Origin of the sequence: Corynebacterium hiratae (assembly GCF_009708045.1) — a bacterium.
Lineage (GTDB): Bacteria > Actinomycetota > Actinomycetes > Mycobacteriales > Mycobacteriaceae > Corynebacterium > Corynebacterium hiratae.
Genome location: NZ_VIOG01000004.1, coordinates 155,388 through 181,381, shown reverse-complemented (window position 1 = coordinate 181,381; position 25,994 = coordinate 155,388). Strand labels below are relative to the sequence as shown.

The window sequence follows — 25,994 nt, the reverse complement described above, 5'->3', positions numbered from 1 at the left end:
TAGCGCGCGCGATACAGTAGGGCATGTCCAAAAACGTTCTGGCGAAGTTCCGCCCGCAGGTTGCTGGCTGGTTCGCCGACGTATTTGCTGCCCCCACCCCGGTCCAAGAGCAGGCGTGGGAGGCGATTTCCGGCGGCGCGAACGCACTGGTTGTAGCACCAACCGGTTCCGGTAAGACGCTCGCGGCATTTCTATGGGCGCTGGATTCCCTGGTGGAGCGCGAAGGCCAGATCGCCCTGCCGCTGAGCAATGAGCCCTCCCGCGAGGGCGCGCATGATGGCGTGAGAGTGCTGTATATCTCACCACTCAAGGCCCTGGGCGTGGACGTGAAGAACAATTTGCGCGCCCCGCTCAACGGCATTGCCCGCACCGCCGAACGGCTGGGCCTGGAGGTGCCGGATATTACCGTCGGCGTGCGCTCGGGGGATACCCCGCAGGCAGAGCGCGCCCGCCAGGTACGCAAGCCACCGGACATCCTCATTACCACGCCGGAATCGGCTTACTTGATGCTCACCTCCAAGGCGGCGGGCATTTTGAAGACCGTGGATACCGTCATCATCGATGAGATCCACGCCCTGGCCGGCACTAAGCGCGGCGTGCACCTAGCGTTGACTTTGGAGCGCCTCGGGCTCATCGCCGGGGAGTTTCAGCGCATTGGACTGTCGGCGACGGTACGGCCGCTGAGTGCTGTCGCGAACTTCTTGGGCGGCGACCGTCCCGTGGACATCATTGCTCCACCCGCGAAGAAGCGCTGGCAGCTCGACGTCCACGTGCCGGTCGAGGACATGTCGGACCTGCCCACCCCGGAGCAAGGCTCGCCCATCGGGGAGGCGACTGTCGACGACCCCCTGGGCATCACCGAAGGCCCCCAAGACGCGGTACGCGTGCACGCGCAACGCAAGGAAGAAGGCGGGGTGGGAGACTCCGCCCTGCCCACAGCGAAGTCCATCTGGCCCTTCATCGAGGAAGAGCTCTATGCCGAAGTCATGGAGCACCGCTCCACCCTCGTCTTCGTTAACTCGCGCCGCACCGCCGAGCGGCTCACCAGCCGGCTCAACGAGCTTTATGCCCAGGAGCACGCTCCGGAGTCCTTGAGCCCAGCGACCCGGCGCGACCCAGCCCAGCTGATGAAGCAGGTCGACGTCGCCGGCAAGGCCCCTGCCGTCATCGCCCGCGCGCATCACGGTTCGGTGTCCAAGGACGAGCGCGCATTGACGGAAACCATGCTCAAGGAAGGCACGCTCAAGGCCGTGGTGGCCACGAGCTCCCTCGAGCTGGGCATCGACATGGGTGCGGTGGAGTTGGTGGTGCAGGTGGAATCCCCGCCCTCGGTGGCCTCTGGTCTACAGCGCGTGGGCCGCGCCGGGCACTCGGTCGGCGCGGTGTCGCACGGCTCCTTCTACCCCAAACATCGCGCGGACCTCGTGCAATCAGCACTCACCGTCGCCCGCATGGAGGAGGGCCTCATCGAGGAGATGCACGCCCCGCGCAACCCGTTGGATGTCTTGGCACAGCAGACGGTGGCGGCGGTGGTGGCGTCGGCAAGCGCGGGCACGAGCGAGGGACTCGAGGCCGACGCATGGTATGACACGGTGCGCCGCGCCTGGCCCTATAAGGACTTGGCGCGCGAGGTCTTCGACTCCGTGCTGGACCTGGTCAGTGGTGTGTACCCCTCGACGGATTTTGCGGAGCTTAAACCCCGGGTGGTCTATGACCGCGTGACGGGCGTGCTCACCCCGCGCCCCGGCGCGCAGCGCGTGGCGGTGACCAACGGCGGCACCATCCCGGACCGCGGCATGTTCGGGGTCTTCCTCGTGGGCGGCGAGGAGAAATCGCCGCGCCGAGTGGGCGAGCTCGATGAGGAAATGGTCTATGAAACCCGGGTGGGGGATATCTTCACTCTGGGCGCGACGAGCTGGCGCGTGGAGGAGATTACGCGCGACCAGGTGCTCGTAACTCCCGCGCCGGGGCACACGGGGCGTTTGCCTTTCTGGAACGGTGACTCTGCGGGGCGGCCGTATGAGCTGGGCAAGGCGTTGGGCGCATTCCGGAGGGAGGCGCACGCGGATCCGTCCGTGGTGCGCGACGCCGATGAGAACGCGCGCCGGAACATCGCCGCCTACTTGCAGGAACAGCACGAGGCCACCGGGCTCATCCCGGATGAGAAGACGCTTCTGCTGGAGCGCTTCACGGATGAGTTGGGGGATTGGCGCGTGCTGTTGCATACCCCGTTTGGCCGGCCGGTGAATGCGGCGTGGGCGCTGGCGGTGGGGCAGCGCGTGGCGGAGCGCACCGGGATGGATGCGCAGGCCGTGGCGGGCGATGACGGCATTGTGCTGCGTCTGCCGCAGGGTGAGGCGGACCCGGATGCTTCGCTGTTTCTTTTCGACGCCGATGAGATCGCCGACATCGTCACCGAGCAGGTGGGCAACTCCGCGCTCTTTGCTTCCCGTTTCCGGGAGTGCGCGGCGCGAGCCCTGCTTCTACCGCGGCGCAATCCGGGCAAGCGCGCGCCTTTGTGGCAGCAGCGCCAGCGCGCGGAGCAGCTTCTCGACGTCGCCCGCAACTACCCCTCTTTCCCCATCATCCTGGAGACCGTGCGCGAGTGCGTGCAGGATGTCTATGACCTGCCGGCGCTCACGGAGGTCATGCGGGAGCTGGCGCACCGCCGCATCCGCATCGCGGAGGTCACCACGGAGCAGCCTTCGCCTTTTGCATCTTCGCTGCTGTTCAATTACACCGGCGCGTTCATGTACGAGGGGGACTCGCCCCTGGCGGAAAAGCGCGCGGCGGCCCTGGCACTGGATCCGGCGCTGTTGGCGAAGCTGTTGGGGACGGTGGAGCTGCGCGAGCTTCTCGACGGCTCCATCATCGCCGAGGTTCACGCCCAGCTGCAGCGCACCACTCCAGAACGTCAGACACGCACGACGGAGGAGGTCGCGGACCTGCTGCGCGTGCTGGGCCCCATCCCGGTCGAGGAGTTTGCTGCGCATGCCACGGTGCCATTGAGCGCGCTCGATGCGCTTGGTGCGCGCATTATGCGGGTGCGCATCAACGGCCGCGAGCACGTGGCGCAAGCACTCGATGCGCCGCTGCTTCGCGACGGCCTGGGCATCCCCGTCCCGCCCGGTATCCCCGCCCAGCAGGCCACGATTACCGATGCCGTGGCTCAGCTGGTCAGCCGTTGGGCTCGCACGCGCGGGCCGTTTGTGGCGCGCGATGTGCAGGAGGCCTTTGGCCTCTCGGCTGCGGTGGCGCACTCGACGCTCAACGGTCTGGACTCCATCCTGGCGGGGCACTACCGGCAAGGCGTGGAGGAGCAGGAATACTGCGCGGCTGAAGTTCTCAAGGTCATCCGCTCGCGCTCGCTGGCGGCAGCCCGGGCGGCCACGCAGCCGGTCTCGCCTGCGGCCTTCGCGCGCTTCCTCCCGGACTGGCAGCAGGTGGCCCCCGTGGGCCGGCGCCCTGTGCTGCGCGGGGTGGACGGCGTCTTTGCCGTCATTGAGCAGCTGGCCGGCGTGCGCCTGCCGGCCTCTGCCTGGGAGAGCCTTATCTTGCCTGCGCGAGTGGGGGATTATTCGCCGACGATGCTGGATGAGCTCACCGCCAGCGGCGAGGTTCTCATCGTGGGCGCGGGCAAGGCTGGCTCCAATGACCCCTGGATCATGCTGTTGCCGGCGGACTATGCCGCACAGCTCGCCCTGCAGGTCTCCGCCGAGGAGGCTGGTGTTTCCATGTTGCAAACTCAGCTGCTGGAGGCTTTGCAGGGCGGCGGCAGTTACCTCATCTCCGATATTCAACCGCAGCTGAGCGGCACCGCTGAGGAGGTTCGCGAGGCCCTCTGGGGACTGTTGGAGGCAGGTCTGGTCAGCCCCGATTCCTTCGCTCCTATCCGGGCCCACCTGGCAGCAGGTGGGCGCGCCGGGCGTACGGCGCATCGCGCGCGGCGTCGGCCATCGCGCTCGCGCCTGCGCATGGGGCGCACGTCCTTTGCGCAGGCACACAATGTTTCCAGTGCGCCGACCGCGCCCGACGTGGTGGGGCGGTGGTCGTTGGCCGTGCCCGCCGCGACGGATGCTACGTCGCGTTCCATCGCGCACGGCGAGGCTTGGCTGGACCGCTATGGCGTGCTCACCCGCGGCTCTGTGGTGGCCGAGGACGTCCTGGGTGGTTTCGCCCTGGCTTATAAGGTGCTCTCCGGTTTTGAGGAATCCGGCAAGGCCATGCGCGGCTATGTCATCGAGGGCTTGGGGGCGGCGCAGTTCTCCACGCCCGCGGTTATCGACCGCTTGCGCGGCGTGGATGATTCCCCGGACGTCACCGGCTGGCCCTCCGGAACCCGCGAGCCGCAGACGTATGTTCTGGCCGCGACCGACCCTGCCAACCCCTACGGTGCGGCGCTGCCCTGGCCCACTACCGACGCCGGCGAATCTGCGGCCCGCCCCACCCGCGCCGCGGGTGCCTTGGTGGTGCTCATGGATGGCCTGCCCGTAGCCCACCTGACCCGGGGCGGGAAGACGTTGACTACGTTCTTCAACGCTTTGCCCGAGGGCATCGAGCGCACCGAGGTACTAGCCGCAGTGCTTGCAGGTCTCAACGAGCTGGTGGCCGCCGGGCGCTTGAGCAAGCTGGTTATTGAGAAGGCGAACGGGCGACCCATCTTCGAGTCGAAGCTGGGCAGCGAGCTGCGTGCACTGGGCGCGGCACTGACCCCGAAGGGCGTACGCATTACTGGCTCTGCCCACACCGCCTCTTCCGGCCGTGCAGGACAGCACGGCAAATCTGGAGAAGCCGCGCGCTCCGCTGAACCTTACCGTCCCGCACGTCGCGGTGGGCGCCGCGCCGTTGAGGCGATGGAGGAGCTCTCCTTCGATGACCCGGAGGATTCCACTGAGTCTGGTGGCCCATCGACTACGCCGGGAAGCCCAGGCGACTTCCGCCCGCGCCGGCGACGCCGCTGAATGTTAAACCTCAGCGTTTGGGTGCGGGCATTTCAGAGGTCTAACCTCAGAAGTTGATAGCCCAATAGAAAAGGAGTCCTGTCGCCATGCGGCTGAAGCGCCAACTGCCCAACGTGTCCGAGTTGAAGAACCTCATGCGTTTCGAAGCACCCAACCTCGACCGCCGGGCTGCACGCCTGGCAGAGGCCGCTGACGTGTGGGATCTGCGCAAGATTGCCAAGCGCCGCACCCCGAAGGCGGCCTTCGACTACGTCGATGGTGCAGCCCGCGATGAGGTGAGTTACCAGGAATCCCGCGATTTCTTCCGCGACGTGCGCCTTATGCCCAATGTGCTCAACGGCGCGAACGACATCTCCTTGAGCACCGAGATCGCCGGCGAGCCCGCGGCCCTGCCTTTCGGCATCGCGCCGACCGGCTTTACCCGCTTCATGCATGCCGAAGGCGAGGACGCCGGTTCCCAAGCCGCCCGCGATGCCGGCATCCCGTTTACGCTCTCCACGATGGGCACGCGCTCGGTGGAGGAGGTCGCAGCGTCGCAAGGCAATAGCGGGCGCCGCTGGTTCCAGCTCTACCTGTGGAAGGATCACTCCGCCTGCCAGGAACTCATCGAACGCGCTGCCGCCAACGGCTATGACACCCTCGTGGTTACCGTCGATACGCCCGTGGCGGGCCAGCGCCTGCGCGATACCCGCAACGGCATGCGCATCCCGCCGCGTCTGACCGCCGGCACGGTCTTCGATGCCGCGTGGCGCCCCGAGTGGTGGTTCAACTTCCTCACCACAGACCCGGTCACCTTTGCCTCCCTGACCTCGACCACCGGCACACTAGGCGAGCTTGTCAACACCATGTTTGACCCGGGCCTCAACTTCGAGGACCTCGCGTGGATTCGCAAGCAGTGGACGGGCAAGCTCTTCGTCAAGGGAATCGTCAACCCCGAGGATGCACGCAAGGTCATCGACCTCGGCGCCGACGGCATCGTGGTGTCCTCCCACGGCGGGCGTCAGCTCGACCGCGTGGTCAACACTCTCCAAGCACTGGAGGCCGTGCGCGCGGAGGTAGGCCCAGACGTGGAGATCATCTACGACTCTGGTGTGATGTCCGGCGTCGACATCGCCATTGCGCTGGCACTCGGTGCGGACTTTGTCCTCATCGGCCGCGCCTACCTCTACGGGTTGATGGCCGGCGGTAAGGAAGGCGTCGACCGCGTCATTGAGCTGCTGGCAGAGGAATTCAAGAACACCCTTCAGCTGCTCGGCGTGAAGAAGATCGAAGACCTTTCCCGCCAGCACGTGGTCACCCCGTGGGAGCCGGGTGCGCTGGCATTCGGTGAAGGAAGGAACACGCCGGTAGAGTAGACACCCGTTTGGTGAGGAGGTTCTGCTGTGCCCGAGGGTGATTCCGTACTGCAGCTGTCGAATCGGCTGCAGTTCATGGAAGGCCGGCGCGTAACCTCCTCCTCCCTGCGCGTGCCGCGCTATGCCACCGTGCGTTTCGACGGGCTGGTGTGCGAGGAAGTCTGGCCCTATGGCAAGCACCTCTTCATGGACTTCGGGGGTGAGCTCATCCTGCATACCCACCTCAAGATGGAGGGCACGTGGGCCATCCACTATGCCGGGGACCGCTGGCGCAAGCCCGGTCACAGCGCACGCGTGGTGCTGCAGATGGAGAACACCCCGCGCGATATTGAGCTGGTGGGGCACTGGCTAGGGCTGGTCGAGGTCTTTCCCGCCCGCGAGTTTGAGCAGCGCATGGCGCACCTAGGCCCCGACATCCTCGCGCATGAGTGGTTGGAAGGCGGCTTTGAGGAGGCCGTACACCGCATCGAGTTGCGCCCCGAGCGCAGCATCGGCGCGGCCCTCCTGGACCAGCGCAACGTGGCAGGCTTGGGCAACGAATACCGCGCCGAGATTTGCTTCCTAGCTGGTGTTCATCCAGCAACACCTGTAGCGCTTGTCGACGTCCCCCAGATCCTCACCATCTCCCGCCGCCTCATCTGGGCCAATCGAGACTCGCCGGTACGTGTGACCACCGGCGTGAAAAGGGCAGGGGAGACCACCTATGTCTTCGGGCGCAACCGTCAGCGCTGCCGTCGCTGCGGCACGCTCATTGAGAAATCCACGCTGGGTGGTGTGGACGCCGGCGGCGATGAAGGGGAGTTAGAGCGCGTGATCTGGTGGTGCCCGCATTGCCAGCCACGTCGCTAGGCTGGGATGCATGAAGATCATTTTGAACATCATCTGGTTGGCAACTGGTGGCCTTGTCCTCGCACTGGGCTACTTCCTCCTCGGCATCCTGGCCTGCATCCCCGTCGTGACGATTCCTGCGGGCGTGGCCTCGATGCGTATGGCGAATTTCGCGCTGTGGCCCTTTGGGCGCTCCGTCATTCAACCGGTCAAAGGTACCGGTGGCATGTCTCGGTTCTCCAACGTTGTTTGGTTCCTTGTCGCTGGCCTGTGGTTGGCTATCGGCCACGTCACCACTGCAGCGGCGCAGGCAGTGACCATCGTGGGCATCCCGGTGGCTCTGGCCAACCTGAAGATGATCCCGGTGACGTGCTTCCCGTTCGGCCGCAAGATTGTGGACTCTGACCACATCCCCTTTGGCTGGGAGTCGATGATCAAGCTCTAAAATCTCTGTCTCCGGTTGCGGGGTTGCTCAGGGTGTTTTAGTGTTCTGGGTCATGGGGGATTTAGAGACCTATTTCTCCTACCGCAACTCGGGGATTAAGTTGGTGGAGCAGGCGGTAGGAGGCGAGAAACGTTTACGCGCACTCGGCGCTTCACCAGCCGATGCCGCCGAATTGGCTGGCTTGAACCACATTTACTTCGGCGCCACCAAGTTCACGGGCAAGCAACGCACCGCCCGCAGCCGAGCTTTAGAACAAGGCCATGATCTGGCCACGCTGAGCCTCATTGAGTCCTACACGAAGAAGCTGAAGAATCAGCTGCATGCCTGGAACCTGCGGGTCAAGCTCGCCGGTACACCAGCATTGAACATCCCAGCCGTGGCGGTCAAGCGCTTAAAAGAGCTCAAGCCCAAACGCGTGCCCTCACCTGGTGTGCGCATGACCTATCGCGCTGATGGTCCGCACTCGCTGACCATTACCGATGACCCCATGACCGTGACCGAGATGCGCGGTGTGCTGGAATCCATCAACCAGAACAACCTGCTGGAAGCAGCCAACCACGTCTTCTTCAATAAATCCCATGGCGGAACCAAACCAGCCGTGCTCACCAGCGTGGTTGTCACCTTGGACAAGCTCGACAAGATTGTTAGCGGCGACGGCGATGACATCGTCCTTGAGCTGACCAATGGCGGCCGCATGACCGGCACGGAGTTTCTGAACTACAAGTTCGCCGAGATTGGCTACGTCACCCTCATCCACCCCACGATCGGGCCGGTGTGGCTGCACCGCATGAAGCGCTTAGCCGGGTTTGAGCAGCGCATGATGGCTAGTGCTGAGCATCCCACCTGTGCCAGGAAGGGATGCAATAAGCCCGCTGATTATGCTCAGGTGCATCACCTTGTGCCGTGGAAGGCAGGAGGGACTACCAACCCGCCGAACCTGACCATGTTGTGCGCCTATCACAACGGCATTAATGACGATGACCCGGAGAAACCAACAGGTGCTGGCTACGTATTTAGGATTCGCGGCGATGTGGACTACATCCCTCCCTGGGGAGAACCGATAACCGCCCAGGCTGCGTATCAAGCCGCGCAACGCGGACTTGGACCGCCCGGCGGGTAAACCGCCACGCGGGCGAGCCCACAGGGGCCGCCCGATAGGTAAATCCTCACGCGGACGCCCACAGGGCCTCCGCGGCGTTGGCGATCCCGCACGTTGATTGCGCGTCAAAAACGGGTGAACCCCCGGCCGTTTGGCCGGGGGACGTCGCCAAGCAGTGCTTAGCGGTGGTTGCGGTACCAACCGATCAGAGCATCGGTGGAGCCGTCGCCGGATGCGGCCTCCTCCTTGCCGGAGACTGCCGGTGCCAGGTCGTTGGCCTGCTGCTTGCCCAGCTCCACACCCCACTGGTCGAAGGAATTGACATCCCAGATGATGCCCTGGGTGAACACGATGTGCTCGTAGAGCGCGATCAGCGCGCCGAGGGTCTGCGGGGTGAGCTCCTCCGCCAGAATCGTGGTGGTGGGGCGGTTGCCCGGCATCACCTTGTGCGGAACGAGGGCTTCGTCCACGCCCTCAGCGGCAATCTCTTCTGCCGTCTTACCAAAGGCCAAGACCTTGGTCTGCGCGAAGAAGTTGCCCATGAGCAGGTCATGCATCGAACCGGTGCCGTCCGCGGTGGGGAAGTCCTCCTTCGGGCGGGCAAAGCCGATGAAGTCCGCCGGGATGAGCTTGGTGCCCTGGTGCATGAGCTGGAAGAAAGCGTGCTGGCCATTGGTGCCCGGCTCGCCCCAGTAAATCTCACCGGTGCCGGCGCTCACGGCGGTGCCGTCGCGGCGCACGGATTTGCCGTTCGACTCCATGGTCAGCTGCTGCAGGTAGGCGGGGAAGCGTCCGAGGTCCTCGGAGTAGGGCAGCACCGCGTGGGTCTGCGCGCCGAAGAAGTTGGAGTACCACACACCGAGCAGACCCATCAGCGCCGGAACGTTTTGCTCCAGAGGCGCGGTGCGGAAGTGCTCATCCATGGCGTGGAAGCCCTCGAGGAAGCGCATGAAGTCTAGTGGGCCGATGGTGCACATCAGGGACAGGCCAATAGCGGAATCAACGGAGTAGCGGCCGCCCACCCAGTTCCAGAAGCCAAACATGTTCTGGGGGTCGATGCCGAACTCCGCGACCTTCTCCGCGTTGGTGGAGACCGCAACGAAGTGCTTGGCGACAGCCGACTCATCCCCGTCAAACTGCTCAATCAGCCAGCGGCGTGCAGCGTGAGCGTTGGCCAGGGTCTCCTGGGTGGTGAAGGTCTTGGACGCGACGATGAAGAGGGTGGAGCCGGCGTCGAGGCCGTCGAGAGTCGCGGCGAGATCCGCCGGGTCGACGTTGGAGACGAATTCCGCGCTGATACCCGCTACCTCGTAGGAGCGCAGCGCCTTGGCTGCCATGGCCGGGCCCAAGTCGGAGCCGCCGATGCCGATGTTGACCACCTTCTTGATGGTGTGTCCGGTGTGGCCAAGCCACTTGCCGGAGCGCAGCGCAGTGGCGAAGTCACGCATCCGGCCTAGTACCTCGTGGACGTCGGCAGCGACGTCCTGGCCGTCGACGCTCAAGTCCTTTTCCACCGGCAGGCGCAGCGCGGTGTGCAGTACGGCGCGGTCCTCGGTGTTGTTGAGGTGCTCGCCGGCGAACATGGCGTCGCGGCGCCCCTCGACGTCGGCAGCCCGGGCGAGGTCCACCAGTGCGGTGACTACTTCCTCATCGATGAGGTTCTTCGACAGATCCACGTGCAGGCCCGCGGCGTCGAAAGAATAGTCTGCGGCGCGGGAAGCGGAGTTAGCAAAAAGCTCACGCAGGTTGAGGTCCTTCTTGCTTTCAAAAAGCGAGGTGAGCGCGGCCCACTGCGGCTGAGCGGTGATGTCCATTGCAAAAGCCTTTCTGGCAGGTAGCAGACATGAAACTTACTGTGTCCACCGTAGTCCAGAAATCCCTTCGCTGCCGAGGCAGAAGACCGTACTGCGTTGAGCTAGGAGTAGAGCTTCAGGTTGAATTGCTCCATCGTGTTTCCGATCTCCATGGCACCAGTTTCGGGGCCGGTGTAATCATCGTAGTTGCCAAAGGACAAGACACCGACCGCGTACAGTTTGCCGTCGATGGAAGCGTAGACAGGACCGCCGCTATCACCGGGGACGCTCTCGCTGCCGAAGGTGAAGAGCCCTTGGTCTTCGAAGCGGTCAATGAAATCGTCGCAGGCAGCGCCTCCCGCGGAACCGGCAAAACACATCGTGGGCTTCTTGTGCGTGACATCCTCGAGGCTCATCCAACCGGCCAAAGGCGCATTGAAGGCCGGTGCGGTAGATACTTCGGCGGCAGGGTTGGACACTTCGATCAGTGCAATGTCGGCCGAGTTGATGCTATCGGTGTTGGTGTTGCGGGCCTTCTTTACCATCTGGCCTATCTCTACCGTACTGCCGGATTGATCCTCATAATAGAAGGTGTCACCCGTGTCCCCGCAGTGCCCGGCGGTGAGGATAAAGAGGCGCTGCCCATCGCCGGCGAAATGACCGGTGGAGCACCGGCCACCGTTTGTGCCGTTGTAGATGGGCGCACCCGGCGTCAACACCCCCAGGCTCATGAAGTAATCGGCAGCGTCAGGAGCTATCAGGTTACGTCGGGGCTCCGGTCGCTCCGCTTGAGGGATTTCGGTGGTGTTATCCCAGAGCGCATCGCCGTCGAGGGGCTCCTCGAAGCCTTGCGTTGTTCCGGATGCTGCGGAACCCTGCCTGCGGTCGGAGTCGCTGACGGCGGGAAGATCGAGCGTCGTGGTGGAAATGGTGGTCTCAGCGGAAGAAGAGGTGCTGCAGGCGGATAACACGGACGCAGCGGTGGCCGCGGCGAGAATCGCAGCCAGGCGAGAGGAAAAGCGCATGGCGCGAGCCTAACCCACCGCATGTTTAAGGGCGCGAGTGCTGGGGACTGGTCCGTGCGGCGTTTGATCAGCCGAGCTTGCCGCGCCCTAAGCGCAGGAGGGCGGAGGCGATGGCGGGGCCTTCCTCCCCGAGCTCGTCGCGGAATTCGTTGAGGATCGCGATTTCGCGGGTATGCACCAAACGGGTGCCGCCTGAGCTCATTCGCGTCTTACCAATGGTGCGCGAAATGTCGGTGCGGCGCTTGATGGCGTCGAGAATAACGCGGTCGAGGCGGTTGATCTCTTCGCGGTAGCGCTGAATCTCGGCATCACTCAGCGGGTCATCGGTGCCCGACGGCATGCGAATGTCGAGCCCATTGTCCACGACGTTGGGGTCTTGGTGCTCGGGGCTCAAGCCAGAGTCTGCGTTGCCAGGATGTGAAGAGCTCATGACATCAGATTGTGCCACCATGCCGGGCGAAAAGGGGAATTACCAGCTTTCACGTCGACCAGAAGTGCGGTGAGGGGCAATGTCCGGTGGTGCTAGTAGGTTGGAGAGCATTATGAATAGCAAATCTCCTTTCGTCCCCCGTTCGTCTTCCGATTCTTCCGCCGGCGGCCTGTTTCCTGCGCCCGGGAGCAACGTCGACGCCCCTTCCGGTCAGGGCTCTGATCCGTTGCTCGAGGGCTTAAATCCGCAGCAGGAAGAGGCCGTGACGCATTCGGGCTCGCCGCTGCTTATTGTGGCCGGCGCGGGCTCGGGCAAGACTGCCGTGTTGACCCGCCGCATTGCGTACCTCATGCGGGAGCGCGGGGTGGCACCCTGGCAGATCCTCGCCATTACCTTTACTAACAAGGCAGCCGCGGAGATGAAGGAGCGCGTCGGCCAGCTTGTCGGCCCCGTGGCGGAGCGGATGTGGGTGTCCACCTTCCACTCCATTTGTGTTCGCATCTTGCGCAATAACGCCCAGCTGGTGCCTGGCTTGAACACGAATTTCACTATTTATGACGGCGATGATGCCCGCCGGCTGCTCACCATGATTGCGAAGGACATGCAGCTGGATCTGAAGAAGTATTCGGCGCGTGTTCTGGCTAATCAGATTTCCAACCGCAAGAACGAGCTCATTTCCCCGGAGCAGGCGCGCGCGGAGGCAGAGAGGACGAAGAATCCTTTCGAGCTCACCGTGGCGAGCGTGTACGAGGAATATCAGCGTCGCCTGCGCGCGGCGAACGCGGTGGACTTCGATGACCTCATCGGGGAAGTAGTGCGCATCTTTAATCAACACCCGCAGGTGGTTGAGTTTTATCGTCGCCGCTTTAAGCACGTGCTTATCGACGAATACCAGGACACCAACCACGCGCAGTATGCATTGGTCTCGGCTTTGGTGGGCAGGGGCGAGCTGCCGCCGGATGCTCCGGAACTGTGCGTGGTGGGTGATTCGGATCAGTCGATTTATGCCTTCCGCGGAGCCACCATCAGGAATATCCAAGAGTTCGAGAGGGATTACCCGCAGGCACACACGATTCTGCTGGAGCAAAACTACCGTTCGACGCAGACCATTCTGAACGCGGCGAACGCGGTCATCGCGAAGAATGAGGGCCGCCGCGAGAAGAACCTGTGGACCGCCCACGGCCAGGGCGAGCAGATTATCGGTTACGTGGCTGATAACGAGCACGACGAGGCGCGGTATATCGCCTCGGAAATTGATTCCTTGGCGGATAAGGGCACGGCTTATTCGGATATTGCAGTGATGTATCGCACCAATAACGCCTCCCGCGCGCTGGAGGATATTTTCGTGCGCTCGGGCATCCCGTACAAGGTGGTCGGTGGCACGCGCTTCTATGAGCGCCGCGAGATCCGGGACATGGTGGCCTACCTGCGCATCATGGATAATCCGGATGACACGGTGAGCTTGCGCCGCATTATCAACGTGCCGAAGCGCGCTATTGGTGACAAAGCGCAAGCGCAGATCGCCCTGCACGCGGAGAACCTCGGCGTGAGCTTTGGTGCTGCCCTACGGGATGCGGCAGAAGGCAAAGTAGCGGGACTCGGCACACGGGCGGTGAATGCCGTCACCAAATTCAACGACATGATGGAGGGCGTACGAGCGCAGATTCCGGGCATGGTCAATGAGGTGACGGGCCAGCCGGATTTGGGGGAGTTGCTCAACGCGCTTCTTGACGCCACCGGCTACCGCGCGGAGCTCGAGAACTCCAACGATCCGCAGGATGGTGCGCGCCTGGATAACCTCAACGAGTTGGTCTCGGTGGCCCGCGAGTTCAGCTCTGAGGCTGCTAATGAGATGGCTTTCTTGGGCGCAGACGCGGGGGAGGCTCCGGAGCTCTCGGAGGGCGAAGCCGCGCCGGGCTCGCTTCAGGCGTTCCTTGAGAAGGTCTCGCTCGTGGCGGATGCGGACCAGATTCCGGACCACGAATCCGGGGTGGTCACGCTGATGACGCTGCACACTGCGAAGGGCCTTGAATTCCCCGTCGTCTTCCTCACCGGCTGGGAGGATGGACAGTTCCCGCACATGCGCTCGCTGGGGGACCCGAAGGAGCTGAGCGAAGAACGCCGCCTAGCCTACGTGGGTATCACGCGTGCTAGGGAACAGCTCTACCTCACGCGCGCGATTCTTCGTTCGTCCTGGGGCAACCCGGTGACGAACCCGGCCAGTCGCTTCCTCGCCGAGGTCCCAGAGAACCTCATCGACTGGCGCCGTGAAGAACCAGACAGCTCGCTGTCTGGCGCGTGGGGCGGAGATGATTCCTACCAATACGGGCGAACCTTTGGCTCGGATAGCGGGTTCTTCCGTGGAGGCGGCTATGGCTCGCGGAGCGCTGCGTCTTCCCCTTCGCAGCGCTCGCGCAAGCCGGCCTCGGCAACGTCGATGCCGAAGAATAACCATCTCAATTTAGTTGTGGGGGACCGCGTCAACCACGCGAAATACGGGCTGGGCACGGTCATCGAGGCCTCCGGGACCGGCGCGCGGGCGACGGTCACCGTGGACTTCGGTTCAGCGGGCAAGGTTCGCCTCATGCTCATCGGCGGAGTGCCGATGGAAAAGCTCTGATGCTTTAGATGAGGATGCCGCGCTCGCTGAACCAGTCCACCGGATCGACGGCTGCGCCGCCGCCCGGGTGAACCTCGAAGTGCAGGTGCGGGCCGGTGGAGTGGCCCTCGTTGCCGATGACGGAGATTTGGTCGCCGGCCTCGACGCGATCGCCGACGTCGACCAGCAGCTGGTCGCTGGGCATGTGGCCGTAGACGGTGATGGTGCCATCGTCGTGCTGGATGCGGATCCAGTTGCCAAAGCCCTGGGCAGCGCCGGAGGAAATGACCTCGCCGTCCATGACGGCGTAGATGGGGGTACCAATGGGGTTTGCCACATCGATGCCGTTGTGGAAGGAACCCCACCGCGGGCCGAAGCCAGAGGTGAAAGTTCCGGAGGTCGGAAAGACCACGGTGTTACCGTCCGCGTCCTGGCCGCGAGTAGGGGTGAGGCCGGAGTGATCGCCCTGCGGGGCGAAGGCCTCGGCGAGACCAGGAATGCTGGAGGGATCGAGGACGATCTCGAAGCCGTCCTGCGTGGTGTTGACCTCTGGGACGGATGCCCCGTTGAGGGCACCGGCTGTCGAGATGAGCAGCCCCGAGACGGCTTTGAAGAGGTCGGCTTTGGATTCTTCCTTGACTTCGACGTCGGCAGCGGACGGGTCCTTGGAGGACCCGTCGGAGACGTCCACGCTTGCTGCCGGTTCGGCGGCGAACGCTGGGGTCGTCACGGTGGCGGTGCTAACCGCCACGGCGGCGAGTGCGCTGAGCGTGCGCTTCATAACTTCACGTCCTTAAGTCCTGCTGTGGCCCGCTGGGTATGCGGCGGAAGCCTGTGAGCAATAGGGGAGCGGCCGTATCAGCCGCAGTGCGCCTTGCAGCCCGCGACACGCCGGTGCGGTTGCAACCGAGTGCTGAGGCTGTGTGGCAACGAGATACAAACTATCCCGCGGGACCACCCTGCGCAACGCTTAAAAATGCAGGTAAATCCAGGAATTGTTCGAAAAACTATCGAACAGCCCAGCGTGTTGCGCGTGTGAAAGGAGTGAAAATTGTTACAGGGGTAAAGTAGAGGTTTAAAGAATGGGGGTGAGATTTGGGGGGTGAAAGTGCAGCGCTCCCGGCCAATCTTTCAGCCGAGAGCGCTGGGGTTGTGGGCGCTGCTACTTGGTCAGCGCTGTTAAGTCAGGGAACGTGATTCGCTGCGATCCCGCGCGGTGAGTGGGGCCGTCTTGTCGCTGCGGTTGATCGCAGCCGCGAGGGCGGCAGCCAACAGCGGCACGACGAGCACAGCGAGGAATTGCCACCAATCCGGGGTGAAGTAGTCCTGCGGGCGCAAGCCATGGAGCGGCGTCGAGAAAACGTATCCTGAGCTATCGGCAAAGAAGTACGTGCCGAGATGTCCGGCAACCACACCAAAGAGCATGCTTACGGTGGCCAGCATCCACGTCTGCCATGCTGCCACCTTGGACATCAGCGAAGGGTGGGCGCCGATGGATTGCAGCACGGTGCTTTCCTGGCGCATGCTGCTCGCTGCGTTGGCAATGATGAGCGCCAGCACGATAAGGCAGACGAACCCCATTCCGAGGCCCAGGTAGTAGCGGAAGCTCCCGGGAGTAGAGACTGCGAAGTTTAGCGAGTATTGCGACTGCGAGGCGCTCGCTGTCAGGTCTTGCAGCTCCTCGCGCTCGGACTCACTCGGTGCTTCGTCGAAAGCAAGGGCCTGGCCCACGTAGAAGGGCTCCATGTTCAGCTTTTCTGCTGCCTTCTGGCTGATCAAGACCACATCGCGGGCCGCAGTGGGCAGTGCCTCCACAACCGGCAGATCCGCGTCCTGTGTCCCGCTCGGTTCTTGGCTGTCAATGCGGTTATAGGATTTTACGGTCACCGTGCCATGAGTCTTATCGCCGACGTGGCTGCTGTGGGGAAGCACGATGCCGCCGGCATCCAGCGTTTGTGCCGCTGCGCGTCGATCTTCTTCTGAGTCGAACTGCCACAGCTCGAGCTGGGAAGAATCCGTTTGAACCATCCTGCTTTGATAGATCAGCGGGTTATAGGGGAACGATGTCATCAACTCGTGGGCGCACTCCTGGCGAGCCTCTTCGGACTCATCGGTGCGCCGCCCCTGATTATCCACGAACACTGCCCTCTCAACCGGCTTGCTGAGATCGACCTGCTCGCACTGGTAATCAAACTCGGTGGTGAGCTCGTAAAAAGTGCCATCCTCTGGAAGGCTGTAGGACGTCGTCCACGAGGGGAAAGCAGAGAAGGGATACGTACGGGCGGTGGTGGTCCGCAAGATGGCCTCTACCGCGGCGCGTTCTTCCGGTGTGGACACCTGCGTTGGTTGCTCAAACGTCGTCTCCTCAATCAGCGCAGAAGTAGGCGGCATGACGAGCTCTTCTTCGGCGGTGGTCTTTGCGCTATCCGTCATGATGCCCACGCCAAACAGGGAGGCTACGAAGGCAACTGAAACGAGAGCGATGGACGTCGGCAAGGCATGCATGCTGCGCCGGGTCAGGCCGCGTCCAGCCAGCCGCAACGCGAGTGGGCCGCGGCGAGATAACAGGGAGCACAGGAAGACCAAGGCCGGGGCAGACGCGGCAACCGCGATGACTCCGAAGAGAGCCAGCACCGTAGGGATGTACTTTCCCCAGGGGGTGAAGCTGAACAACACGAGCAGAAGCAGGAACGCTGGGCCGATGGCCATCCACCGCCGGAAGCGCAAAAGGCGGTCGGGAGCAGCGCCCTGGATTGCAGTGGAGAGGGCACCACGTTGCGCCAACCACGCGGGAACGATGGAGACAATGACACAGCCTGCCACCGCCACGATCCATGCAAGGCCAATAGCTAGGAAGGGCGGGTGGGCAGCAAAGTCCGGGTAGCGGGCTGCCCACCACACCCACGAAGCCGTGAGTCCAACAACCACGCCGATGGTGGCGCCGATAAGCCCCATCAGCAAGCCATAAGCCATCACCGCGAACATGATGTGGCGTGGTAGTGCGCCCTGGCTCGACATCAGTGCGTACAGGCGTGTATTGCGTCCGGTAGCCAGCGTGAAGACGGGCGCGAGAAGGAAAAGGATGAGCAATCCGGCGATGGCATAGAGGCCGACGAAGAAGAGTACGAAAAGAATGCTGCTCAGGGTTCCGCCAAAGGAATCCGGCTCAGAATCGGGGCGGTCCGTATCTCGCAGCTCCGCTGCCCAGATTTCCAGCCCAGCTTCACGGGCGCGGTCGGCATCCTCCTCGGTCAGCGGTGTATCACCCACGATGGCCCAGGTGGTGCGTGTTGTAAAAGAAGGGTCGCTGAGGGCCTCATCGAGGGTGGGGGAGGTGACAAAATCATAGTTTTCGGGAGCAATGGCCGCGACTGTGGCTTGGTGGTCACCGCTGAGGGCGTTGGTGCGCACGGTGATAACGTCCCCCACGGAGGCGTCGATCTTGCGCGCGGTCGAACGCGATAGAACTGCCTGGTTGGGGCCAAGATTGAACTTGTCGACGGCCTCCTGCGCCGGCTCTGGCGGATTCTCTGCGTCGAACTGATCTACCCAGGAGTTGGTTGACTTCCCATTATGGATTAGTGACGTGCTAGAAAAAGTGGCGACCGGGCTGACGCTGAGGCCCTCAGGAAGCACCTCGGCAGCCAAGCGTGGTACGTCTTCGTTGCTAATGTCCGAGCGCTCGGCGCTGATCTGCCGCTCGGGTGAGCTCAAGGCCGCGGAGAGCCGACCGGAGGAATTATCAAAGAGTGCCATTCCAATCACGAGTGCCACTGGCAGCGCGATGAGCAAAACGGCGGCTAGCGTGCGCCACGGGTGGCGCCACAGGTCGCGCCTCGTCGGGCGGGTGGCGGCATTAATGCCGGACATACTAACGCACCTCCTCGCCGGTTAGGCGCCCGTCGCGAACCATGACGACGCGGTCGGCCCAGCCCGCGAAACGCGGCTCGTGGGTGACCAGAATGCCGGAGGCGCCGGCGTCGATACGCGCACGCAGGACCTTCATGATCTCTTCGCCCGTCGAGGTATCCAAGGCGCCGGTAGGCTCATCCGCAAGCAGCACCTTGCGTGGCCCGATGAGCGCGCGGGCAATGGCCACGCGCTGGGCCTGGCCGCCGGAGATTTCTTCCGGGAAGCGGTCGATGGTGCCGTCGAGGCCGACCTCACTGAGAGCTTCCTCGGCGGCCTCGCGGCACTGCGCAGGCGAAAGTCCGTCCAGTTCGAGGGGCAGGGACACGTTCTCTCCCACGGTGAGGGAGGAGACCAAGTTGAAGTGCTGAAACACCAGTCCCAAGTGGCGGCGGCGGGCGATGGCCGCTTTAGCTTTGGAGAGCTGGGAGGCGTCGGCGCCGTCGAGAAGCACGCGCCCCGACGTCGGTGGCTGCAGCAGGCCCGCAACGTTGAGCAGCGTGGACTTGCCGGAACCGGAGGGGCCCATGACGGCTACCAGTTCGCCCGGCTGCAGCTGCAGGTTCACGGAATCCAAGGCGGTGACCTGGCGGGCACCGCTGCCGAAGACGCAGGTAATGTTTTCGAGCTCGAGAGGAAACGGCATGTGCTGGGTCGTGGGCGCGGAGTTGGGGGTCATCGCGGGTCCTCCTCGGTGGTGGTTGGGTTGGTTAGGGATTCCACGCGGTCGAGCCAGCGTGAGAGAGATTCCAGGTCGAAGATTTGGCGCTCAACGGCCAAACGCTGGGCGCTGCGCTCTGCGGGCAGTTCCGAGGCTTGGCGGTTGAGCTCACGCAGCTGGCGGACGGTGGCAAAGCGCTGGGCGTCGAGCACGGCAATGACGTCGACGTCGGAGCGTCGTGCAGCAAGCGACACTTTGAGCACGAGCTCATCGCGCTCTATGGCGTCGTTGTGCAAGGTGGACATCCACCACTGTGAGAGTTCTTCGCGGCCAGCGGGGGTGATGGCATAGCTGGTGGCGCGCCGCCCGGTCGGGCCGGTGAGCTCACCGTCGGTGGCGATGAGGCCATCGCGCTCCAAGCGGCTCAAAGTTTGGGCGACTTGGCCCATGTTGAGCGGCCAGAGGTTGTCGAAGGTCTCAGCAAAGCGGTTTTTGATGTGGCTGGCAGTAGCGGGCTCTTCACTCAGCAGTGCAAGCACGGAATGTTTGACGGACATGGTCACCTCCTTGGCGGAGGGCAAGGGAGGAAATCTTTCGGTACATACCCAGTAAGTTACTGGGTAACCTCATGTCCGGTCAACGGTTGTGATAGGCGGGGGTGGAAGGCGGGGGAATGCACTAAGGCGGTACAGGGCAACAGTGCCCTATACCGCCTTAGTACTGGAGGAAGGATTGAAACAGCGTGGCTTAGCCGATGTTGATGCCGCGCTCTGCGAGCCACGGAATCGGGTCCACGGCGCCCTCACCGGTGGGGTGAATTTCGAAGTGCAGGTGAGAACCGGTGGAAAAGCCCAGGGAGCCCATGCCGGCGATCTTCTGGCCAGCGTGGACGCGCTCGCCCACGGCGACGTCGAGAGTCTGCATGTGGCCGTAGACGCTCATGGAGCCGTCATCGTGCTTGATGCGGATCCACTGGCCGTAGCCGGATGCCGGGCCGGAGTCGATGACGGTGCCGCCCATAACGGCGAGGATGGGGGTGCCCACGGCATTTGCGATGTCAATGCCGGAGTGGAAGGAGCCCCAGCGGGGGCCGAAGCCGGAGGTGAAAGTGCCCTCTGCCGGGCGGGCGATGGTCGGCGCGCGGTTCGCTTCATCGGCGGCGGCGCGGGCATCGGCGGCCTGGATGGCCTTATCGAGCTGCGTAGCTAGGTCGGCGACCGGCTTGGACTCGGCGATGGCGAGGATCTGCGGGGCTGCGTCTTCGACAGCAGCCTGCGCGTTCTTCAGCGGATCGGTATCTGCCTGCAGGGTGTAGTCGACGGACTGTGCCTTGGTTTCCCCGGCGCCAGCGGATTGGATAGTACCTGCTGCTGCGCCGCCAACGCCTGCGGTGGATACAGCGCCTGCCGCAACAGTCATCACTGCCAGACGTCCCTTCGCGGTCTGTGCGGTGGTGATTTTGCGGTGGCGTCCTACGCTTCGCTGAGTCTTGCTTCGCATGAACTCTTCTTCCGTCCTCAATTCACTATCGCCCGCCCAGAGCAAACGTTACGTTTCAATCTGGGTGGTTATCCGATTGTGACCTTCCTGTTACCAACGAGATGTAACAGTAGCGTCTCGGCGAATGCAGAGCAACCCAGATTGCGGTTTTTCTTCTGGATATCTGGGAAGAGCCGCACATAATGAAACGACAGCTGATTCCTGTGAATGAAGTGAATCGATCTCCGTGGAGTCGCCGGGGCTTTCCGTGGTCGGCATGAGTAGTGCGCACTCGTGAAGTTTTCCTTCGGGGGTCTACCGCACCATTTAGCGCTTACCTCGCCGCGCCACCCCCGGTGGGGGAGGGGGCCGTGGCAAAGTGGACGCCGATGAATAAGAACACGAGTCCCCAGTCCAGGTCGTCAGCTCGCCCACGCGCGCACGTGCGTGGGCGCGGTGATAGTGCTGAGCACTCTGAGCGCGGGCACCGCAGAGATCGTCGAGATCCAGCGCAGCGCATCAAAGGGGTCGAGTCCGACAAGGCTCGCGCCCGCCGCGCGCAGGCCCCGACCACACTCCGCGGGCGTATTCGCCGCATGCTCATCGTCGTCGGCGTTCCGAACCTCGTCGTCGTGCTGGGCATTCTCGTGGTCGCTATCGCGGCACTGCTTCTGACAAGTTCCCCGTCGGCGTGGCTGCCCACCATCGTCGGGGAAGCATGGATGGTCTTTAACCTTGCGCCTATTCGCGCGGGCGGTATTGACGTGGGCTTTATCCCGGTTCTGCCTGCGCTGCTCCTAGCCTGGCTGGTGGGGCGGCGCGTGCGGGCGGCGGTTAAGGATAAGGCGAGCATTAACGACCTCATCGTTTTGAGCGTGTGCGTGTTGCTGGTTCCCTTAGCCCTTACTGTCATCGCATGGCTGATGCTGTGGGACGCTGGCAAGGTCTACGATGTTTCCCCTCCGGAGCTGTACCGTGTGCTTCCCCGTATGTTGTTATTGCATGCGGTCGCCCTCATTGGTGGAATGGGCCCACGCCTGTGGAAGGCCCTGGCCAAGCGCAGCGGGGTCCCCCGGGTGTTCGTCGATGCCGCCCAGATAGGCTTGAGCTACCTCGGATACCTTTTTGCCGCTGGTTTCATTCTCGTGGTGGTCTTGTGGGGAGTCGGCTGGTCGCGCCAATCAGAGATGCTCGCCGAGTATCCAGTCCTTAATGCACTGGGAACCGCCGGTCTTTTCCTGCTGAGCGTTCTCTATCTCCCGAACGCTGCCGTTGCTGCGGGAGCGGTGCTGAGCGGTTCGGAGCTGCACATCGGGGAAGGCACCAGCGTGAGCCTCTTTAGCGGCCACGTGGTTCCGCTTCCACCGCTGCCGTTGGCTGCCGCCGTTCCGCCCTCGATTAGTTCCTGGGCTGCTGTCCTGCTCATTGTTCCCGCCGTTGCGGCGGTGGTGGCGTTTTACCGTCGCCGCGCCCTGGTCTCCTTCCAGGTTGCGCTCGTGGCCACCGTTACTGCCGCGGTAGCCGCTCTCGTGGCTGTGTACGGCGTGTCCGGCACGCTGGGGGTGTACGGCTACACCGGTCCCGAGGTATGGACCGCGGTGGGCCTGAGCTGTCTGTGGTGCCTAGTCGTGGGGTGTGCATTCGCAACGGCACAGGCAGTGTCGTCGTGGCGTGGGCGCCGCGCGGCTGCCACGGAGGCTGCCCCTGAAGCGCCCACAGAGACTGAGGAGGCCGTGCACACACCCGTCAACGCGGCGAACGCTGTGCCGGTTTCTGCCTTGCTTGACGACGCCCCCGACGCCGCCGTTGCCGCAGAGCCCACGACCGAGACCGAGACTGAACCCGAGGCTGACGTGGACGAGGACAGCGAGCCGGAGCCCGAGCCCGAGCCTGAGGTCGGCAGCGATGCGGATGCTGAGGTGATTGACGCGGAGGTCGTCGAATCGGACGAGACCGAGGGGGACGACGAGCAGCCAGTCGAGGAGGCAATCGAGGAGACAGAACCAGAGGAAGAAGACGTGTCTGAGGAAGAGGACGAGGCCCCCTCTAAGGAGTAAAATTCCCCGGTTCAGGGCGGCAGCGGCTAGGCTGTAGCGCGTGACTACACCGCACCAGCCCGCTGCTTCTGCCCGCCTTAACGTCGTGGTTCTTGTTTCTGGAACCGGCTCCTTGCTCCAGGCCATCCTCGATGGCCAGGATGAGCGCTATGGCGTCGTGAAGGTCGTCGCGGACGTGCCCTGTCAGGGCATCGAGCGCGCGCAGGCGGCGGGAATCGCCACCGAGGTCGTAGAGATGGGTGCTGACCGCGCGGAATGGAATAAGCGTCTGGTTGCCGCAGTGGATTCTGCGCAACCAGACGTTGTTGTTTCTGCAGGTTTTATGAAGATCCTGGGGAAGGATTTTCTGGCTCGCTTCGAAGGTCGCACCATCAATACCCACCCCGCGCTCTTGCCCGCCTTCAAAGGCGCGCACGGCGTGCGCGATGCGCTGGCCTACGGCGCCAAGGTCACAGGCTCGACCGTCCACTTCGTAGATGCCGGCGTCGATACCGGCGCCATCATTGCCCAAGAGCCCGTGCGGGTCTTGCCGGGGGATGATGAGGCCAGCTTGCACGAGCGCATCAAAGTGGTCGAAAGAGAACTCATCGTTGCCGTCCTTCGCGCCACGCGCGTGAAGGGCGAGGAACTCAGTATTCAGCTCTAACTACCTCTCATTACCGCAAGGAAGGCTTAAGTCCCCGTACCATGAGCGAAGATCGTAAGAACATCAAGCGCGCACTCATCAGCGTGTACGACAAGACCGGTTTGGAGGACCTTGCCCGGTCCCTGGATAAGGCCGGCGTGGAGATCGTTTCCACCGGTTCCACCGCGAAGAAGATCGCGGACTTGGGCATTGAAGTCACGCCCGTCGAGAAGCTCACCGGCTTCCCGGAGTGCCTCGAGGGCCGAGTCAAGACCTTGCACCCGCGCGTGCACGCGGGGATCCTGGCGGATACCCGCAAGGAGGACCACCTGAAGCAGCTGGAGGAGCTGGAGGTGGATCCGTTCCAGCTCGTCGTGGTGAACCTGTACCCCTTCCGTGAGACGGTGGCTTCTGGCGCAGACTTTGATGGCTGCGTGGAACAGATCGATATCGGCGGCCCGTCCATGGTGCGCGCGGCTGCCAAGAACCACCCGTCTGTTGCTGTGGTCGTGGATCCGGCTCGCTACGGCGAGGTGGCTGACGCGGTGGCCAACGGCGGCTTTACCCTAGAGCAGCGCCGCGGTCTGGCCCGCGATGCCTTCCTGCACACCGCTGATTACGACGCCGCGGTGTCCGCATGGTTCGTCGATCAGCTCAGCGACGGTGACGTGACCACGCCGCTGCGCTACGGCGAGAACTCTCACCAGAAGGCAACCGTGACCCGCACCGGTACCACTGGTTTGGCCAACGCGAAGCAGTTCAACGGCAAAGAGATGAGCTACAACAACTACCAGGATGCCGACGCCGCCTGGCGCGCCGCCTGGGATCACGAGCGCCCGTGCGTGGCCATCATCAAGCACGCCAACCCGTGCGGCATCGCGGTGTCTGAGGAGTCCATCGCGGCTGCTCACCGCGCGGCTCACGCCTGCGACCCGATGTCTGCCTTTGGCGGAGTCATCGCTGTGAACCGCGAGGTCACCGTGGAGATGGCTGAGCAAGTCAAGGAGATTTTCACCGAGGTTATTGTGGCTCCGTCCTACGAGGAAGGCGCCATCGAGGTTCTCAAGGCCAAGAAGAACCTACGCGTACTGCAGGCGGAGCATGAAGCACCGGAGAAAGAAGTTAAGTTCATCTCCGGTGGCGTGCTCACCCAGGAGCCGGATACCTACCAGGCAGAGGGCGATAACCCGGCCAACTGGACCCTGGCTGCTGGTGAGGCTCTGAATGAGTCCGACCTGGCGCAGCTGGAGTTCGCCTGGCGTTCCGTTCGAGCGGTGAAGTCCAACGCCATCTTGCTGGCCAAGGACAACGCCACCGTGGGCGTGGGCATGGGCCAGGTCAACCGCGTCGATTCTGCAAAGCTGGCAGTCGAGCGCGCTAACACGCTGGCCGACGGCGCCAACCGCACCGAAGGCTCCTTCGCTGCTTCCGATGCCTTCTTCCCATTTGCCGATGGCCTCGAGGTTCTCCTCGAAGCCGGCGTGAAGGCCGTCGTGCAGCCGGGTGGTTCCATCCGTGATGAAGAGGTCATCGAGGCCGCCAAGAAGGCCGGGGTGACCATGTACTTCACCGGCACTCGCCACTTCTTCCACTAAGCCTGGCAAAGGCGCTGCCATGGGCAGCACACAGCCGCTTCCTTTATTCCTGCGCACCACTGCGCGGGAAGGGGAGGCGGCTTTCGCATGCACGGGAGATTTCCCCCGAGGACAACAACTGCCCTAAACGACGAAGTTATGCGCCGCCACCGCGGCGAGCCTATAACTTTGGCAACAAGGGCAGCTTCGGCGCCACGGCGTGATAGCCCGGCGGTGCGCGCTACTGCGCGTGGAGGGAAGCCACCGCGAAGCCAGTGTTGTCCGCGGGATTGCCGCTGGCGTCCTTATAGGTAAAAGTAAAGCGCAGTTCCTGGTGGTCTGCGATGTTGATGGGCATTTCGAGAGCTTCCTCTGCTGGAACCTCGAAGGAGGCCAGTTCAGCACCGTCAGCGCCGTTGACGGTAACGGTGGCACTGGCAACGTTCGTATTTGCGCGGTCATCGCTAAATCCAAAGACAGCGATAAGTTGGCTGTGTCCTTCGCTCAGCTGCACGTCAGCGATGTTGGTGCTGCCGGACTGCGAGACATAGGAATCCGGGAAGAACGTGCGGGCAATGACTACGCCGCCTGCTTCCAAGTCGGTGTCGATGCGCGCGGACGTGGCGATTGGTGTTCCCGAAAGCGTGGCTGTCGCTGTCGGTTCAGGGGAGGTACCGGTCTGCGCATCGTCGGAGGACTCGCGGCCCCAGATAAACCACGCGCCCACACCGAGGACTACGGCCAGCACTATGAATAGGGAAATCAGCGCCGCAATAGTGCCGCTGAAGCGCCCCTTGCCTTGTGGAGGAGCAGGCGCGGAGTACTGGGACGGCTGGGGTTGGGGCGGTGGCGTGGGCGCGCCACCACCGAAGGAGGCCGGCGCGGGGGCGTTTGTGGGCTGCCCACCAAACGGCGGTGTGTTGCCGAACCCACCGCCGAAGCCGCCCGGGCGAGCCTGTGGCTGGCCGGGTGGAACGGGAGAACCGCCGGGGCGGCCAAACCCGGGGGAACCGAAGCCGGAAGGGCCGGAGTTATGCGGCGGCGTGCCCGAAGGGCCGGTAGGAAAAGTCATGGCGGGAGAATAACAGCCTTTTCGTGCGCAGGAAGGTGGAGTATAAGAGGTACCTCTAACAATCTAAACTCTGTGACACCGT

At 63.4% G+C, this 25,994-nt stretch carries 18 protein-coding genes; 9 read left to right on the top strand and 9 right to left on the bottom strand.

Features of this window, described 5'->3' with window-relative positions; all coding sequences use genetic code 11:
- The first annotated feature begins 23 nt into the window (after positions 1-23).
- The 5 genes from FME68_RS05005 to FME68_RS04985 all read left to right on the top strand — a co-directional run bounded on the left by FME68_RS05005 (position 24) and on the right by FME68_RS04985 (position 8,709).
- Positions 24-4,961, top strand: coding sequence for an Lhr family ATP-dependent helicase (locus FME68_RS05005; protein ID WP_158396418.1), 4,938 nt, complete (start codon positions 24-26; stop codon positions 4,959-4,961).
- Between the two features lie 86 nt (positions 4,962-5,047).
- Positions 5,048-6,316 (top strand): alpha-hydroxy acid oxidase, encoded by a 1,269-nt coding sequence (locus FME68_RS05000; protein ID WP_158396416.1) that lies wholly within the window; start codon positions 5,048-5,050, stop codon positions 6,314-6,316.
- 27 nt (positions 6,317-6,343) lie between these two features.
- The gene (locus FME68_RS04995; protein WP_328287721.1) at positions 6,344-7,165 is read left to right on the top strand and encodes a DNA-formamidopyrimidine glycosylase family protein; all 822 of its coding nucleotides are present in this window, start codon (positions 6,344-6,346) and stop codon (positions 7,163-7,165) included.
- Positions 7,166-7,175: 10 nt separating this feature from the next.
- Positions 7,176-7,589, top strand: a complete 414-nt coding sequence (locus FME68_RS04990; RefSeq protein ID WP_049155174.1) for a YccF domain-containing protein — start codon at positions 7,176-7,178, stop codon at positions 7,587-7,589.
- A 52-nt stretch (positions 7,590-7,641) separates the two neighbouring features.
- Positions 7,642-8,709 (top strand): HNH endonuclease signature motif containing protein, encoded by a 1,068-nt coding sequence (locus FME68_RS04985; RefSeq protein ID WP_158396414.1) that lies wholly within the window; start codon positions 7,642-7,644, stop codon positions 8,707-8,709.
- A gap of 158 nt (positions 8,710-8,867) precedes the next feature.
- Here the strand turns inward: FME68_RS04985 and pgi are convergent, their stop codons facing one another.
- The 3 genes from pgi to FME68_RS04970 form a co-directional block, all read right to left on the bottom strand.
- A complete protein-coding gene (gene pgi / locus FME68_RS04980) occupies positions 8,868-10,502 on the bottom strand; it encodes a glucose-6-phosphate isomerase (RefSeq protein WP_158396412.1) in 1,635 nt (544 codons plus the stop codon).
- Between the two features lie 101 nt (positions 10,503-10,603).
- The gene (locus FME68_RS04975) at positions 10,604-11,506 is read right to left on the bottom strand and encodes a chymotrypsin family serine protease (RefSeq protein WP_071407484.1); all 903 of its coding nucleotides are present in this window, start codon (positions 11,504-11,506) and stop codon (positions 10,604-10,606) included.
- Between the two features lie 67 nt (positions 11,507-11,573).
- The gene (locus FME68_RS04970) at positions 11,574-11,936 is read right to left on the bottom strand and encodes a chorismate mutase (RefSeq protein ID WP_070510536.1); all 363 of its coding nucleotides are present in this window, start codon (positions 11,934-11,936) and stop codon (positions 11,574-11,576) included.
- A gap of 112 nt (positions 11,937-12,048) precedes the next feature.
- Here FME68_RS04970 and pcrA point away from each other — a divergent pair, with 112 nt between their 5' ends.
- Positions 12,049-14,556, top strand: coding sequence for a DNA helicase PcrA (pcrA, locus tag FME68_RS04965; RefSeq protein WP_158396410.1), 2,508 nt, complete (start codon positions 12,049-12,051; stop codon positions 14,554-14,556).
- Between the two features lie 4 nt (positions 14,557-14,560).
- Here the strand turns inward: pcrA and FME68_RS04960 are convergent, their stop codons facing one another.
- The 5 genes from FME68_RS04960 to FME68_RS04940 all read right to left on the bottom strand — a co-directional run bounded on the left by FME68_RS04960 (position 14,561) and on the right by FME68_RS04940 (position 20,605).
- Complete coding sequence (locus FME68_RS04960; RefSeq protein WP_046646982.1) at positions 14,561-15,316, bottom strand: M23 family metallopeptidase; 756 nt, start codon at positions 15,314-15,316, stop codon at positions 14,561-14,563.
- A 398-nt stretch (positions 15,317-15,714) separates the two neighbouring features.
- Positions 15,715-18,405, bottom strand: a complete 2,691-nt coding sequence (locus FME68_RS04955; RefSeq protein WP_158396408.1) for an FtsX-like permease family protein — start codon at positions 18,403-18,405, stop codon at positions 15,715-15,717.
- Position 18,406: 1 nt separating this feature from the next.
- A complete protein-coding gene (locus FME68_RS04950; protein WP_049154178.1) occupies positions 18,407-19,123 on the bottom strand; it encodes an ABC transporter ATP-binding protein in 717 nt (238 codons plus the stop codon).
- Entirely contained in the window at positions 19,120-19,662 is a 543-nt protein-coding gene (locus FME68_RS04945; RefSeq protein ID WP_070681943.1) for a PadR family transcriptional regulator, read from the bottom strand. The genes FME68_RS04950 and FME68_RS04945 overlap by 4 nt, the downstream gene beginning before the upstream one ends.
- Positions 19,663-19,852: 190 nt before the next feature.
- Positions 19,853-20,605: a M23 family metallopeptidase gene (locus FME68_RS04940; protein ID WP_144013416.1), complete on the bottom strand. Its 753-nt coding sequence runs from the start codon at positions 20,603-20,605 to the stop codon at positions 19,853-19,855.
- A 350-nt stretch (positions 20,606-20,955) separates the two neighbouring features.
- On the opposite strand from FME68_RS04940, the gene FME68_RS04935 reads away from it, so the two are divergent.
- Genes FME68_RS04935 through purH form a run of 3 tightly spaced genes read left to right on the top strand, consistent with a single transcriptional unit; the run spans position 20,956 to position 24,861 of the window.
- Positions 20,956-22,641 carry a cell division protein PerM gene (locus tag FME68_RS04935; RefSeq protein ID WP_328287720.1) on the top strand — a complete coding sequence of 562 codons (1,686 nt, stop codon included), beginning with the start codon at positions 20,956-20,958 and terminating at the stop codon, positions 22,639-22,641.
- 40 nt (positions 22,642-22,681) lie between these two features.
- A complete protein-coding gene (gene purN / locus FME68_RS04930) occupies positions 22,682-23,287 on the top strand; it encodes a phosphoribosylglycinamide formyltransferase (protein ID WP_144013418.1) in 606 nt (201 codons plus the stop codon).
- Positions 23,288-23,328: 41 nt separating this feature from the next.
- Positions 23,329-24,861, top strand: a complete 1,533-nt coding sequence (purH, locus tag FME68_RS04925) for a bifunctional phosphoribosylaminoimidazolecarboxamide formyltransferase/IMP cyclohydrolase (RefSeq protein ID WP_158396406.1) — start codon at positions 23,329-23,331, stop codon at positions 24,859-24,861.
- 220 nt (positions 24,862-25,081) lie between these two features.
- Here purH and FME68_RS04920 read toward each other — a convergent pair whose 3' ends face one another.
- Positions 25,082-25,912, bottom strand: coding sequence for a flagellar basal body-associated FliL family protein (locus FME68_RS04920; RefSeq protein ID WP_158396404.1), 831 nt, complete (start codon positions 25,910-25,912; stop codon positions 25,082-25,084).
- Positions 25,913-25,994 lie beyond the last annotated feature (82 nt).

Excerpts from the sequence above, each read along its gene's own strand:
- FME68_RS04955 (WP_158396408.1), bottom strand. The coding sequence starts at position 18,405 with ATGTCCGGCATTAATGCCGCCACCCGCCCGACGAGGCGCGACCTGTGG.
- FME68_RS05005 (WP_158396418.1), top strand. The coding sequence starts at position 24 with ATGTCCAAAAACGTTCTGGCGAAGTTCCGCCCGCAGGTTGCTGGCTGG.
- FME68_RS05000 (WP_158396416.1), top strand. The coding sequence starts at position 5,048 with ATGCGGCTGAAGCGCCAACTGCCCAACGTGTCCGAGTTGAAGAACCTC.
- FME68_RS04975 (WP_071407484.1), bottom strand. The coding sequence starts at position 11,506 with ATGCGCTTTTCCTCTCGCCTGGCTGCGATTCTCGCCGCGGCCACCGCT.
- FME68_RS04970 (WP_070510536.1), bottom strand. The coding sequence starts at position 11,936 with ATGAGCTCTTCACATCCTGGCAACGCAGACTCTGGCTTGAGCCCCGAG.
- FME68_RS04940 (WP_144013416.1), bottom strand. The coding sequence starts at position 20,605 with ATGCGAAGCAAGACTCAGCGAAGCGTAGGACGCCACCGCAAAATCACC.
- purH (WP_158396406.1), top strand. The coding sequence starts at position 23,329 with ATGAGCGAAGATCGTAAGAACATCAAGCGCGCACTCATCAGCGTGTAC.
- pcrA (WP_158396410.1), top strand. The coding sequence starts at position 12,049 with ATGAATAGCAAATCTCCTTTCGTCCCCCGTTCGTCTTCCGATTCTTCC.
- FME68_RS04985 (WP_158396414.1), top strand. The coding sequence starts at position 7,642 with ATGGGGGATTTAGAGACCTATTTCTCCTACCGCAACTCGGGGATTAAG.
- FME68_RS04950 (WP_049154178.1), bottom strand. The coding sequence starts at position 19,123 with ATGACCCCCAACTCCGCGCCCACGACCCAGCACATGCCGTTTCCTCTC.
- FME68_RS04960 (WP_046646982.1), bottom strand. The coding sequence starts at position 15,316 with ATGAAGCGCACGCTCAGCGCACTCGCCGCCGTGGCGGTTAGCACCGCC.
- FME68_RS04990 (WP_049155174.1), top strand. The coding sequence starts at position 7,176 with ATGAAGATCATTTTGAACATCATCTGGTTGGCAACTGGTGGCCTTGTC.
- pgi (WP_158396412.1), bottom strand. The coding sequence starts at position 10,502 with ATGGACATCACCGCTCAGCCGCAGTGGGCCGCGCTCACCTCGCTTTTT.
- FME68_RS04945 (WP_070681943.1), bottom strand. The coding sequence starts at position 19,662 with ATGTCCGTCAAACATTCCGTGCTTGCACTGCTGAGTGAAGAGCCCGCT.
- FME68_RS04920 (WP_158396404.1), bottom strand. The coding sequence starts at position 25,912 with ATGACTTTTCCTACCGGCCCTTCGGGCACGCCGCCGCATAACTCCGGC.